The 11,831-nt window shown below is 72.0% G+C and carries 16 protein-coding genes; 3 read left to right on the plus strand and 13 right to left on the minus strand.

What is annotated here, in order from left to right; genetic code table 11:
- Positions 1-61: 61 nt before the first annotated feature.
- Positions 62-235, plus strand: coding sequence for a hypothetical protein (locus FHX46_RS26935; protein ID WP_167100961.1), 174 nt, complete (start codon positions 62-64; stop codon positions 233-235).
- A 27-nt stretch (positions 236-262) separates the two neighbouring features.
- On the opposite strand, the gene FHX46_RS26940 is transcribed toward FHX46_RS26935, so the two are convergent.
- The 4 genes from FHX46_RS26940 to FHX46_RS26955 are packed head-to-tail and all read right to left on the minus strand — an operon-like array spanning position 263 to position 4,741.
- Positions 263-1,363: a MinD/ParA family ATP-binding protein gene (locus tag FHX46_RS26940; protein ID WP_167120518.1), complete on the minus strand. Its 1,101-nt coding sequence runs from the start codon at positions 1,361-1,363 to the stop codon at positions 263-265.
- Positions 1,363-2,361: a c-type cytochrome biogenesis protein CcsB gene (ccsB, locus tag FHX46_RS26945; protein ID WP_167120520.1), complete on the minus strand. Its 999-nt coding sequence runs from the start codon at positions 2,359-2,361 to the stop codon at positions 1,363-1,365. Before ccsB ends, FHX46_RS26940 begins: the two co-directional genes overlap by 1 nt.
- A 5-nt stretch (positions 2,362-2,366) precedes the next feature.
- Positions 2,367-3,971 (minus strand): cytochrome c biogenesis protein ResB, encoded by a 1,605-nt coding sequence (resB, locus tag FHX46_RS26950; protein WP_167120522.1) that lies wholly within the window; start codon positions 3,969-3,971, stop codon positions 2,367-2,369.
- Positions 3,968-4,741: a cytochrome c biogenesis CcdA family protein gene (locus tag FHX46_RS26955; RefSeq protein ID WP_167120524.1), complete on the minus strand. Its 774-nt coding sequence runs from the start codon at positions 4,739-4,741 to the stop codon at positions 3,968-3,970. The genes resB and FHX46_RS26955 overlap by 4 nt, the downstream gene beginning before the upstream one ends.
- A 121-nt stretch (positions 4,742-4,862) precedes the next feature.
- Between FHX46_RS26955 and FHX46_RS26960 the strand changes: the two genes are divergently transcribed.
- Entirely contained in the window at positions 4,863-5,390 is a 528-nt protein-coding gene (locus FHX46_RS26960; RefSeq protein ID WP_167120526.1) for a hypothetical protein, read from the plus strand.
- On the opposite strand, the gene FHX46_RS26965 is transcribed toward FHX46_RS26960, so the two are convergent.
- The 8 genes from FHX46_RS26965 to FHX46_RS27000 are packed head-to-tail and all read right to left on the minus strand — an operon-like array spanning position 5,354 to position 10,171.
- Entirely contained in the window at positions 5,354-5,944 is a 591-nt protein-coding gene (locus FHX46_RS26965) for a TlpA family protein disulfide reductase (RefSeq protein ID WP_167120528.1), read from the minus strand. The two genes, FHX46_RS26960 and FHX46_RS26965, sit on opposite strands and share 37 nt — an antisense overlap.
- Entirely contained in the window at positions 5,941-6,570 is a 630-nt protein-coding gene (locus tag FHX46_RS26970) for a histidine phosphatase family protein (protein ID WP_167120530.1), read from the minus strand. Before FHX46_RS26970 ends, FHX46_RS26965 begins: the two co-directional genes overlap by 4 nt.
- Positions 6,567-7,877 carry a glutamate-1-semialdehyde 2,1-aminomutase gene (gene hemL / locus FHX46_RS26975; protein ID WP_167120532.1) on the minus strand — a complete coding sequence of 437 codons (1,311 nt, stop codon included), beginning with the start codon at positions 7,875-7,877 and terminating at the stop codon, positions 6,567-6,569. Before hemL ends, FHX46_RS26970 begins: the two co-directional genes overlap by 4 nt.
- Positions 7,878-7,902: 25 nt before the next feature.
- Positions 7,903-8,235: a hypothetical protein gene (locus FHX46_RS26980; protein ID WP_167120534.1), complete on the minus strand. Its 333-nt coding sequence runs from the start codon at positions 8,233-8,235 to the stop codon at positions 7,903-7,905.
- A 12-nt stretch (positions 8,236-8,247) separates the two neighbouring features.
- Complete coding sequence (locus FHX46_RS26985) at positions 8,248-8,670, minus strand: DUF3093 family protein (protein ID WP_167120535.1); 423 nt, start codon at positions 8,668-8,670, stop codon at positions 8,248-8,250.
- Entirely contained in the window at positions 8,667-9,191 is a 525-nt protein-coding gene (locus FHX46_RS26990; protein WP_167120537.1) for a hypothetical protein, read from the minus strand. Before FHX46_RS26990 ends, FHX46_RS26985 begins: the two co-directional genes overlap by 4 nt.
- 39 nt (positions 9,192-9,230) lie before the next feature.
- Complete coding sequence (locus FHX46_RS26995; protein ID WP_167120539.1) at positions 9,231-9,725, minus strand: DUF3237 domain-containing protein; 495 nt, start codon at positions 9,723-9,725, stop codon at positions 9,231-9,233.
- On the minus strand, positions 9,722-10,171 hold the full coding sequence (locus FHX46_RS27000) for an ester cyclase (protein ID WP_243871348.1): 450 nt from the start codon (positions 10,169-10,171) through the stop codon (positions 9,722-9,724). Before FHX46_RS27000 ends, FHX46_RS26995 begins: the two co-directional genes overlap by 4 nt.
- 49 nt (positions 10,172-10,220) lie before the next feature.
- Here FHX46_RS27000 and FHX46_RS27005 point away from each other — a divergent pair, with 49 nt between their 5' ends.
- Positions 10,221-10,838, plus strand: a complete 618-nt coding sequence (locus FHX46_RS27005; protein ID WP_167120541.1) for a TetR/AcrR family transcriptional regulator — start codon at positions 10,221-10,223, stop codon at positions 10,836-10,838.
- Positions 10,839-10,857: 19 nt separating this feature from the next.
- On the opposite strand, the gene hemB is transcribed toward FHX46_RS27005, so the two are convergent.
- Complete coding sequence (gene hemB, locus FHX46_RS27010) at positions 10,858-11,829, minus strand: porphobilinogen synthase (protein ID WP_167120543.1); 972 nt, start codon at positions 11,827-11,829, stop codon at positions 10,858-10,860.
- Between the last annotated feature and the right edge of the window lie 2 nt (positions 11,830-11,831).

Genomic DNA, 11,831 nt, shown 5'->3' on the forward strand with positions numbered 1-11,831 from the left:
CGCCCCAGGGGTTACCCTCGGGGCAGCAGTTCCGCGCCAACGCACTCGGAAGGGAGCGGGGATGATCTACCTGCTCGCAGCGATCGGAGCGCTCACCATCGCTGTCCTGTTGTGGCGAGCGTTCGGCCCCGAGCACGTCGGGGTGTCCTCGCGAGCGACGGTCCCACCGGACGACGACCCCGAGTTCCTCCGCAAGCTGGGCCAGCAGAAGCCACCGAAGTCCGACGAGGATTGATCACCTCCGGTCACGCGCCCGCGGGCGTCACCGCTTCCCGGGGAACGCGTCGGCCATGGTCGCGGCGAGTTCCAGGAGCGCCATGCGCGTCTCCGGCGTCAGGCGCTCCAGCTCGATCTCCGCGCCCTCCTCCAGGTGCGGGTCGAACGGGATCCGGCACACCGCCCTGGTCCGCGCCGCGAAGTGCGCCGCCAGCTTGTCCAGGTCGACCGAACCGGCCTTCGGTCGCACCGAATTGATCACGGTCACCGACCGTTTCACCAGGTCACCGTAGCCGTGCGCGTCCAGCCAGTCGAGCGTGGCCGACGCGCTGCGGGAACCGTCCGCCGACGCCGACGACACCACGACCAGCGAGTCGGCCGCGTCCAGCACGCCCTTCATCGCCGAGTGCATCAGACCGGTGCCGCAGTCGGTGAGCACGATGTTGTAGAAGTGCTCCAGCAGCGCGATCGTGCGCAGGTAGTCGCTTTCCGAAAACGCCTCCGACACCGCCGGGTCCTGCTCGCTGGCGAGGATCTCCAGCCGGCTCGTCCCCTGCGAGGTGTAGGCCCGCACGTCGCTGTAACGGGTGATCCGGTCCGCGTCCCGCAGCAGGTGCCGCACCGTGGCGGTGGTCTCGATCGGGATCTTCTGCGACAGCGTCCCGCGGTCCGGGTTGGCGTCCACCGCGATCACCCGGTCGCCGCGCAGCGCCGCGAACGTCGAACCCAGGGTCGTGGTGACGGTGGTCTTGCCGACCCCGCCCTTGAGGCTCAGCATCGCGATCCGGAAGCACCCGCGCAGCGGCTGGTTCACCCGCGCCACCAGCTCGCGCTGGCGCTGCTCCTGCGGGCTCTCCCCCGGGTTGATCAACTTGCCGGAGGCGACGTAGACCACCTTGCGCCAGCCCGACTGGGGCACCCGTTTCGGCGGCCGCACGCCCTGCTCGGGCGCGGCGTGACGCGGCCGGGAGGGCTGCGGCAGGGGCGGGTACTGGTACTGCGGCTGCCCGTACTGCTGCTGCAACGGGGGTAGGTTGGGGTCGTAGCCGGGCTGCGGGAGCGGCCGCGGCGGAGGAGGAGCCGGGTGCGAGGCGGAGTCGGTTCGTTCGTCGGAGAAGTAGGACCCGGGTTCGCGCGGCTCGGTCATCAGCCGACCCCGGCGTAGGAATGCAGGCCGGTCGTGACGAGGTTGACGAAGAACAGGTTGAACACCGTCACCGCGAACCCGAGGGTGTTGATGACCGCGGCGCGGGTTCCGCGCCAGCCGGCCGTCGCCCGCGAGTGCAGGTAGGCGGCGTAGACGACCCAGGCGATGAACGCCGTGGTCTCCTTGGGGTCCCAGCCCCAGAACCGGCCCCACGCGGCCTCGGCCCACACGGCGCCGCACAGCACGCCGAAGGTGAACAGCGGGAACGCGAACACCGTGGTGCGGTAGGCGATGCGGTCGAGCACGTCGGCGGCGGGCAGGCGCGAGGCGAACCGGGCGAAGCGCTTCGGGTCGCGCTCGTGGGCGGTGCGGACCAGGTAGAGGATGCTGGCCACGCCGGGCACCAGGAAGATGCCGGACGAGGTGGCGGCCGCGGATACGTGGATGACCAGCCAGTACGACTGCAACGCGGGCTGCACCGGCGCGGCCACGGTGTAGAGCATCGTGCCGCCGACGAACATCAGGATGACGACCGGCAGCAGCAGGAATCCGGACAGGTGCCGCGCCGGGAACTTGCGGATCACCACGAGCCAGGTCACCACGGCGATGAGCGTCACCGCCATGATGTATTCGTACATGTTCCCCCACGGCACGCGGTGGGTCGCCACGCCGCGCAACACCAGTGCGGCCACGTGCAGCAGCGCGCCCAGGACCGTGAGGGACACGCCCATCCGGCCGATGCGCTCGGCGCGGCCACGGCTCGCGCGGGCCGCTGGAGGTTCAGCCGGAGGGGTGACGGTCTCGGTGCTGCCCGGACCGCCGGCGCCGACCAGTTCGCGCGCTCGCTCCCGGGAGCGCTCGGCCGCACGGCGCCCCTTGGCACCGAAGGACTGTTCGATGAGGAAGAAGACCAGCGCCAGTACGTAGACGGCGGTCGCGGTGGTGTAGGACCAGTCGCTGTACTGGGACAACGTTGCATCAACAGCAGCGCCCGGCATTTCGGTTACCTCGTCTTCCTGGTGCCTGTGAGCAGCTCTTCCGCGATCCGGGTGAACTCCTCGCCGTAGCCCGCCTGGTCGGTGCGGGCGAGCCCGCCCACCTCGACCACGGTACCTGTCCCGGCCTCGCCGTCCGGGACGACCCGCACCCACAGCCTGCGCCGTTTGATCACCAACGACAACCCGAGGCCCAGCAGCATGGCGATCGCGAACCCGAGGACGTAGGTCTGGGTGGGGTCGTGCGAGATCTGGAGCGACACGTAGCGCTGGGCCCCGTCGAACCGGACCACGGTGCCGTCGTCGAGGGTGATCGACTGGCCGACGGCCAGGTTTTGCCGGGCCACCCGGGTGAGCCGTCCGTCGTCCACCATGGACTGGTCGATGGAGAAGATCGACTGGCTCTTGCCCGAGTCGAGGCCGAGGTCACCGCGCATCACGTCGACCGCGGCCATCGGGTCGGTCATCCGCGGGCCACCGCCGGTGAGCACGCCGCCGTGCAGCACGCCGTCGGGCGCGAACAGGCCGGTGATCGCGAGCTGCTTGGTGCGCCGCGCGAACGGGTCGGTGATGTTCGGCGGGTCGAACTTGGTGGCGCCCTCGCTCAGGGTGGCGGTGCCGTCGGTCGGGCGCCACTGGACCGCCCTGGTGCGGGTGGTGCCGTCGGGCCAGGTCACCGTGAAGATCGGCGAGTAGCCGTTGCCCAGCAGGTAGACGCGGTCGCCGGCGAGCCGCAGCGGCGAGTTCACCTCGAGCAGGTAGTTGTGCCAGGTGCCGGTCTGCAGGTCCGTCCCCGACTGGTACTGGACGTTCGACCGGTACTGGACGGGCTGGCCGGCCGGGGTGAAGTCGGCGGTGAAGTCGTTCACCTTCACGCAGAACGGCTCGAGCTCGGTGCCGTCCACGCGCAGGCCCGGGGTGAACGAGTCGTAGGCGTAGATGCCGGAGTTGCAGAACTGGGACCCGTTGGCCTGGACGATCACCTGGCCCTCGTAGGTGTACATCTTGCCGAGCGCGAAGGCGATGATCAGGCCGAGCATCGCGAAGTGGAAGACGAGGTTGCCGGTCTCACGCAGGAAGCCGCGCTCCGCGCTCAGCGTGCGGACGCCGCCGTCCTCCGCGCGCTCGACGCTGCGCCAGCCCTTCAGCCGGGCGCGGGCGGCGGCCATCACCTCGTCGGCGTCGCGCGGCGTGGTCGCGGTGGCGAAGTGCGGCAGCCGGGACAGGTTGCGCGGGGTGAGCACCGGCTGGGCGCGCATCGCCTTGAGGTACTCGACGCTGCGCGGCAGGAGGCAGCCCACCAGCGAGACCATCAGCAGCAGGTAGATCGCCGAGAACCAGACGCTCGAGTAGACGTCGAAGAACTGCAGGCGGTCCAGCAGCGTGCCCCACCAGCCGTGGGCGGCGATGTACTGCTCGGTCTTCGGCGCGTTGAGCGTGCGCTGCGGCAGCAGGGCACCGGGCAGCGCGGCGAGCGCGAGCAGGAACAGCAGGATCAGCGCGGTGCGCATCGCGGTGAGCCCGCGCCAGGTGTTGCGCAGGAACGCCAGGATCCGCTTGGCCGGTGAGTTGCGGTACGGCTTGGGGTGCGGGGGCGCTTCGGTGGCGGTCACAGCGGCAGCACCGTGTCCGTGACGAAGGCGTCGCGCAGCCAGCCGACCAGCTCGCCCCACAGGCCGGTGACCAGCAGGACCCCGACGACGAGCAGCAGCCCGCCGCCGACGAGCTGGACGCGCCGGCCGTTGCGGCGCACCCAGTCGGTGGCGCGCACGGCCCAGCGGGCGCCGAACGCGATGAGCAGGAACGGCAGGCCCAGCCCGACGCAGTAGACCAGGACCAGCAGGTACCCGCGGACACCGCTGGAGCCGGTGCCGGCGGCGAGGGCGAGGACGCCGGACAGCGTGGGACCGATGCACGGTGTCCAGCCGAGTCCGAAGACCGCGCCGAGCAGCGGAGCGCCGAGCAGCCCCCCGCGTGGCACGCGGTGCGAGCGGATGTCGCGCTGCAACGCCGGGACGAGCCCGAGGAAGACCAGGCCCATGGCGATGGTCACCACGCCGCCGACGCGTTGCAGCAGGTCCTGGTTGGCCAGCAGGGCGTCGGCGAGCCACACCAGGCTGCCCACGCCCGCGGCGAACACGACGGTGAAGCCGAGCACGAACAACGCGGCCGCACCGACGACCGCGTACCGGCCCTTCTTGCGCTCCTCGCCGGCGGTCACGGCCGGCGCGTCGGCGCCGACCAGCGCCGCGAGGTAGGCGAGGTAACCCGGCACGAGCGGGACGACGCACGGCGAGGCGAACGAGATGGCACCGGCGAGCAGGGCGACCCCGGCGGCGAGCAGCAGCGGCCCGGAGGTCGCCAGCTCGGTCACGGAGTTCACGGTTCGAGGGTAAGCAGTGAGGTCGGTGTGAGTTCACCGGGATGGCCTCGGCCGATCGGCCGAGGCCGGCGGGCCCATCGACCGAAGCCGTCACCGTGGCCCGCACCATACCTTTTCGGCCATGACCGTTCCGCTGCGTGTGCACGTGTTGCTGTCCGTGCTGGTCGGAGCGCCGCTGGTGTGGGAAATCACGCGCGTCGACCTGAGCCGTCCCGCCGCGTACGCGTTCCTGCTCTGCTCCGCCCTCGTCGCCGCCGCGCCGTGGCTGGCGCTGCGGTTCCGCTGGTGGGCGGGGGTGCTACCCGCCGTGGCCGGGGTGCTCGGCCCGGCCGGGCTCGTGTTCCTGCTGGACTGGTTGCCGGCCCGGCCCGAGGTGGCGAACCTGCCGCTGGTCCAGGTGATCGGTGTGCTCACGGTGCTGGTGATCGTGCTGCGCGACGCCGGGCGGTGGGGCGCGGCGCTGGGCGCGACCGCCCTCACGCTGTCCGCCGCGGCCGCCGCGGTGGCGATCCAGCAGTGGGCGCGGGTGTCGCCCCACCTCGCGACGCCGCACCCGCCGACGGTCGCGGGCACGGCGCTGCTGGTGTTCGGCTTGGCGCTGGCCGTCGGCGTCTACCTGCGTTCCGGCGACTCGGCCGCGAGCCGCTGAACCACCGGCTCGATGTCGCTCGCCAGGATCGACCGCAGGTAGACGGCGGCCACGCGCTGCTGCTTGTCCAGGATGATCGTCGACGGCACCGCGTTGCGCGGGTAGCCGGACAGCTGCAACAGGCTGCGGCCGGGCGGGTCGAAGATCGACGGGTAGGTCAGCTGCCGGTCGCGCACGAAGTCCTGCGGCGCCGACCGGTCGTCGTCGCGGACGTCCAGCCCCAGCACCTGCACGCCGTGGGCCTGGGTCTGCGTGTACAGCTTCTCCAGTTCCGGCGCCTCGGTGCGGCACGGTGCGCACCACTGGCCCCAGATGTTGATCACCACGACCTTGCCGGTGTAGTCGGCGACCGAGACCGTCCTGCCTTCGGACATGAGGTCCTCGCCGGACAGCTTCGGGATCGGCTGCCGGTCCGCGGTCTCGTAGAAGATGTCCGTCTTGCCGCCGGGCGCGACGAACTGGAAGCTGCTGCCCTGCGACACCGCGTCGCTGCCCGTGCTGCACCCGGCGAGCACGAACACGCCCGCCAGGACCGCCGCCAGGACCCGCCTCATGCTCCGGTGACCTTCGGGTCGGTCGCGCCCGCGGGCTCGCTGTACACGATCTTCACCAGCTCCTCACCGTGGAACACCAGGCTGGTCAGCGACGCGAGGGAACACTGGCGGCGGCGCGGGTCGTGCCACAGCGGCTTCGCCTCGAGGAACCGGCGCAGCGTCCAGATCGGCAACTGGTGGGACACGCACAGCGCCTCGTGGCCCTCGGCCTTGCCCCGGGCCCGCTGCACCGCGGCGAGCATCCGGTGCGCGATCTCGCGGTACGGCTCGCCCCACGACGGCTGGAACGGGTTGCGCAGCTTCGACCAGTGCCGGGGCTGCCGCAGCGCGCCGTCACCGACCGACACCCGCTGGCCCTCGAACGCGTTGCCCGCCTCGATCAGCCGCTCGTCGGTCTGCACGTCCAGCCGGTGGGCCGCGGCGATCGGCGCCGCCGTCTCCTGCGCCCGCTGCAGCGGCGAGGAGACCACGTAGGTGATGTCGTGGGCCGCGACCGCCTCGGCGACGGTCAGCGCCTGACGGCGGCCGCGCTCGGACAGGTGGAACCCGGGCAGCCGCCCGTACAGGATGCCGTCCGGGTTGTGCACTTCGCCGTGCCGCAGCAGGTGCACGATCGTCGTCGTCACGGGCGGGCCGCCTCTGCGCTCAGTGCCGCCTGCGCGGCCGCGGGCAGCGCGGCCTCGATGGTCTCGAAGGCGGCATCGTCCATCGCGGCGTTGACGAACCACGCCTCGAAGGGGCTCGGTGGCCCGTACACGCCGCGCTCCAGCAGGGCGTGGAAGAACGGCGGGAAGCGCCAGATGTCGGAGCTGGTCGCGTCGTGGTAGTTGCGCACCGGCTCCTCGCGGAAGAACACGCTGAGCAGGTTCCCCGCGTAGGCGACGTGGTGCGGCACGCCCGCCTTGGTCAGGGCCTCGGTGAACAGCGCGCCCAGGCGCTGTGAGTTGGCGTCCAGGCGGCGGTACACGTCGTCGTCGGCCGCGCGCAGCGTCGCCAGGCCGGTGGCCACCGCCACCGGGTTCCCGGACAACGTGCCGGCCTGGTAGACCGGGCCGGTCGGCGCGAGCCGCGCCATCACGTCGGACCGGCCGCCGAAGGCCGCGGCGGGCAGCCCGCCGGACATGACCTTGCCGAACGTGTAGAGGTCGCCGGGCACGCCTTCCACACCGAACCAGCCGGACCGGGAGACCCGGAAGCCGGTCATCACCTCGTCCATGATCAGCAGCGCACCGTGCTCGTGGGCGAGGTCCCGCAGCCGGGCGTTGAAGTCCCCGTGCGGCGCGACCGCGCCCATGTTGCCCGCGGCGGCCTCGGTGATGATCGCGGCGATCGCGTCCGGGTTCTCCGCGAAGGACCGCCGGACCGCCTCGATGTCGTTGTAGGGCAGCACGATCGTGTCCGCGGCCTGCGCCCCGGTCACGCCGGGCGAGGTGGGCAGGCCCAGCGTCGCGACGCCGGACCCGGCCTGCGCGAGCAGCGCGTCGACGTGCCCGTGGTAGCAGCCCGCGAACTTGATGATCTTGGTGCGCCCGGTGAACCCGCGGGCCAGGCGGATCGCGCTCATGGTCGCCTCGGTGCCCGAGTTGACCAGGCGCACCTGGTGCACCGGGTCGACCCGGCCGATGATCTCCTCGGCCAGCTCGACCTCGCCGATCGTCGGCGTGCCGAACGACAAGCCCGAGCTCGCGGCTTCCCGCGCCGCCTCGACGACCGCCGGGTGCGCGTGCCCGAGGATCATCGGCCCCCACGAGGACACCAGGTCCACGTAGCGGTTGCCGTCCGCGTCCCACAGGTGGGCACCCTCGCCGCGCACCATGAACCGCGGGGTGCCGCCCACCGAGTTGAACGCCCGCACCGGAGAGTTCACGCCGCCGGGGGTCACGGCGGCGGCACGGTCGAACCACGCCCTGGACTTGTCGACTGCTTGCGTCACGGACCCCAGTCTTGCAAAGGTCCCGTCAGGCCCGGTTCAGGTGTCCGGCGAAGTAGCCGAAGTCCTCGGTGTCCCGGCTCTTGCGGCGACGCTTGACCCGCGTCGCCAGCAGGACCTCGCGCACCGCGTCGGCCAGCAGGATCCCGGCGACCATGCCGAGTCCGATCGCCGCCGCCATCCAGCTGCCGACCCACCGGGTGCTGGTCAGCACGGTGCCGTCGGTGAGCCGCACCACGACTGTGTGCACCCCGGCGCCCCACACCACGAACGCGCCCCACACCGCGGCGGCCGCCAGCAGCACCTCGACCAGCGCCACCACCGCGCGCACGGGCTGGTTCAGCCGGGCCTGTTCAGTCACGTGAGAAGCCTCTCATGCCGTCTCCGGCGCGCGCAGCGCGGTCCGCAGCGCCTCGACGTCCTTCGCCCAGGCCAGCACGACGGTGCCGTCGGTGAGCCGCACCGGCAGCGTGCCGAACTTGTTCGGGGTGGTCCAGCCACCGCCGAGCACCCGGGCCCCGGCGGGGGCGCCGACGTCGTCGACCTCGGCGATGTCGGCCAGCGGCAGCCGTTCCCGGCCCTGCCACAGGGCGTCGTCGGTGACGCGGACGCCGAGGAACCGCCGCCGCGCGTGGATCCACGGCGCGGTGATCACCGCCAGTCCGAGGCCGACGATGATCCAGGCGACGGTGTGCGGGGTGCCGGTGGCCAGCTCGGCCAGGAACCCGAGCAGGGCGAAGCCGGGCCCGTAGGCGAGGGCCGCCCAGCTCGCGCCGCGCTCGGAGTACCGGGTCACGGCGACCGGCGGCCGACCTTCGGGAAGTACGGCTGCACCGACGGGATGTACATCAGCGCCAGCGCGACCAGGGCGATCAGCGTCGCGATCAGCGAGATGCCGGTGTAGGTCCGCAGCAGCACCTGGAACAGCAGGACGATGACGAGCAGGACGGTCAGCACCGTGCGGGCGGAGCGGGTGCCCTGCCGGGCCTTCCACGCGAACAGCACGAAGAAGGCCCCGAACGACACCGACCCGACCAGCAGCATCGCGAACAGCACCGTGGTGCCCGAGGCGATCCGCTCCGGCGTCAGCTGTTGGTTCGTGTTGGTCCGGACCAGTTCGTCGACCAGCTGCTGCCGGGTGAGGAACGCCACCAGGTAGGCGGCGGCCAGGACGACGCCCGCGGCGACCCACAGCCAGAACGACACCTGCACCGGCCTCGGCGCCTCCGGCCGCTCGGCCTCCGCACCGGCCAGGCTCGGCGCCGGTGGCAGACCCCGGGCGCGGCGCTCGTCGTCCGATTCGTTCGCTGCGGTCACCCGTCAGAGACTACTGCGCCCGGGTGCGCCGCGAGGAGCTCACCCGACCTCGGCGACGCGGTAGGCGATCCCGCCCTCGACCAGGTAGCCGGAGCCGACGCAGACGATGTCGTTGAGCCAGGCGTGCTGGTGGGCACCGGTCTCGAACAGCGGTGTGGTCCGGAAGTAGTAGCGGGCCGGATCGACGTGGTGCCGTGCGCCGCGGTCGGCCAGTGCGGCCCGCAGATCGGGCGGGACGATCCAGCGGCCGTGGTAGGTCATGTGCACGAGGGCGGCGTCGTCGGTGCGCAGCGTCAGCCGGACGTCCAGGGACATCCCGCCGTCCTCCCGGAACAACGCCCAGTCGCCGCCGCCCGGCAGCACCTCGCCCCGGATCCGCGGCCCGGTGAAGCTGCCCCCGGCGGCGCCGAACAGCACGCGCCGCCCGAACGGGCCGGCGCCGAAGTCCAGCCGTGGATCGAGGTCGACGACCATGTCGAACAGGTGCCGCGTGGTGATCTCGCCGATGTCCCGCAGCCGGGGGTCCGCGGTCACGAGCGGGCTCCGAACTGCGTCCGCCGCACGGCATCGGCCGAGACGCCCGACTGGGCGCACAGTTCGGCCAGGTCGAAGAAGAACCGTTCACCGGCGATCAGGTCGTCGGCGAAGGTGAACTGCAGGAACACCGGCAGCTCGGCGCGCCTGCCGTTGGGCACCACGCCGAACCGGTCGCCGGTCATGGTCATCCGCGCCACGCCCCAGCAGACCAGGGTTGTGCCGTCGCTCGCGTGTCCGTCCAGGGATATTTCGTAGTCGGGGAAGGAGGCGAAGAAGCGGGCCAGTGCCCGCTCGTTCGCCGCGCGGCCGGCGGCCCGGGTGCCCAGCGGTGGCGACTCCAGCAGGATCTCGGGGTGCAGCAGCCGCAGGGCCGCGGGCAGGTCCTGCCGGCTCTTCGCCACGGCCAGCTGGGACGCCAGCTCGAACATCCGGTCTTCGTTCATCAGATAAACATACGGTCGACCGTACTTTTTGACAAATGTCTGTGAGAGGATGGTTCAGGTGAGCGAGGTGGTGCAGGACCGGCGGCGGCTGCGGGGCGCCCGGTCCCGGCGGACGATCGTGCGGCACGCCGTGGACGTGGCGTCGGCGGACGGGCTCGACGGCCTCAGCTTCGGGCGGCTCGCGGGCGACCTCGGGATGAGCAAGGCCGGCATCCAGACCCTGTTCGGGACCAAGGAGAACCTGCAGATCGCGGTCGCCGCAGCGGCGCGCGAGGTGTTCGAGGAGGCCGTTGTGGCCCCGGCGCTCGCCGTGCCGCCCGGCCCGGCCCGGCTGCGCGCGCTCGTCGACCGGTGGATCGCCTACGCGGCGGAACCGTTGTTCCCCGGCGGCTGCTTCTGGGCGGCGAACCTACCGGTCTTCGACAGCAAGCCGGGTCCACTGCGCGAGGTGCTGGCAGCCCAGCAGCGCGAGTGGCGGGCGCTGCTCGCCGACCAGGTGCGCCACGCCGCGAGCCCCAGCGAGGGGGCACCCGCCGAGGCGGACCTGGTGGCGTTCCAGATCGACGCCGTGCTCATGGCGACCAACACCGCGCTCCGGCTCGGCGAGACCGGCTCCGTGGACCGCGCCCGCCGCGCGATCGACCGTCTCGCCGGTCCGGCCGCCTGAGCCCGCCCGCAACCGCCGGTCAGTCCAGCCAGGCTGCCGTTTCGGTGGCCCAGTACGTGAGGATCATGTCCGCCCCGGCCCGCCGGATCGACGTCAGCACCTCGAGGATGGTGCGCTCGCGGTCCAGCCAGCCGTTGGTCGCGGCGGCCTCGACCATCGCGTACTCGCCGGAGATGTTGTACGCCGCGACCGGGACCGGGGACACGTCCGCCGCCCGCCGGATCACGTCCAAGTAGGACAGTGCCGGCTTGACCATGATGGCGTCGGCGCCCTCTTCGACGTCCAGTTCGATCTCGCGCAGCGCCTCGCGCCCGTTGCCCGGGTCCTGCTGGTAGGTCTTGCGGTCGCCCGTGAGCTGCGAGTCCACCGCTTCCCGGAACGGGCCGTAGAAGGCACTCGCGTACTTGGCCGAGTAGGCCAGGATGCCGGTGTCGAGGTGCCCGGCCTCGTCGAGCGCCCGGCGGATCACGCCGACCTGGCCGTCCATCATGCCGCTCGGGCCGAGCATGTGGGCGCCGGCCTCGGCCTGGGCGACGGCCATGTCGGCGTAGACCTCCAGGGTCGCGTCGTTGTCCACGCCGCCGTGGTCGTCGAGCACGCCGCAGTGGCCGTGGTCGGTGAACTCGTCCAGGCAGGTGTCGGCCATCAGGACGGTCGAGTCGCCCAGTTCCGACCGCAGGTCGCGCAGGGCCACGTTCAGGATGCCGTGCTCGTCGACCGCGCCCGAACCGGTCGCGTCCCGCTGCTCGGGGACGCCGAACAGCATCAGCCCGCCGACCCCGGCCCGCACCGCCTCCACGGCGGCCTTGCGCAGCGTGTCACGGGTGTGCTGAACGACGCCGGGCATGCTCGCGATGGGCCGGGGCGTGTCGATCCCCTCGGCGACGAACATGGGCAGGATCAGCTGCCGGGGGCGGAGCGTGGTTTCGCTCACCAGGCGCCGCAGCGCCGCCGTACTCCGCAACCGCCGGGGACGATGCTCGGGAAACACGC

This window comes from Amycolatopsis viridis, from assembly GCF_011758765.1.
Lineage (GTDB): Bacteria > Actinomycetota > Actinomycetes > Mycobacteriales > Pseudonocardiaceae > Amycolatopsis_E > Amycolatopsis_E viridis.

Bases quoted from the DNA above. Each gene is read 5' to 3' on its own strand.
- FHX46_RS26960 (WP_167120526.1), top strand. From the start codon at position 4,863: ATGACCGTTCCGCTGCGTGTGCACGTGTTGCTGTCCGTGCTGGTCGGA.
- ccsB (WP_167120520.1), bottom strand. From the start codon at position 2,361: ATGCCGGGCGCTGCTGTTGATGCAACGTTGTCCCAGTACAGCGACTGG.
- FHX46_RS26965 (WP_167120528.1), bottom strand. From the start codon at position 5,944: ATGAGGCGGGTCCTGGCGGCGGTCCTGGCGGGCGTGTTCGTGCTCGCC.
- FHX46_RS27000 (WP_243871348.1), bottom strand. From the start codon at position 10,171: ATGAACGAAGACCGGATGTTCGAGCTGGCGTCCCAGCTGGCCGTGGCG.
- FHX46_RS26935 (WP_167100961.1), top strand. From the start codon at position 62: ATGATCTACCTGCTCGCAGCGATCGGAGCGCTCACCATCGCTGTCCTG.
- FHX46_RS27005 (WP_167120541.1), top strand. From the start codon at position 10,221: ATGGTTCAGGTGAGCGAGGTGGTGCAGGACCGGCGGCGGCTGCGGGGC.
- FHX46_RS26940 (WP_167120518.1), bottom strand. From the start codon at position 1,363: ATGACCGAGCCGCGCGAACCCGGGTCCTACTTCTCCGACGAACGAACC.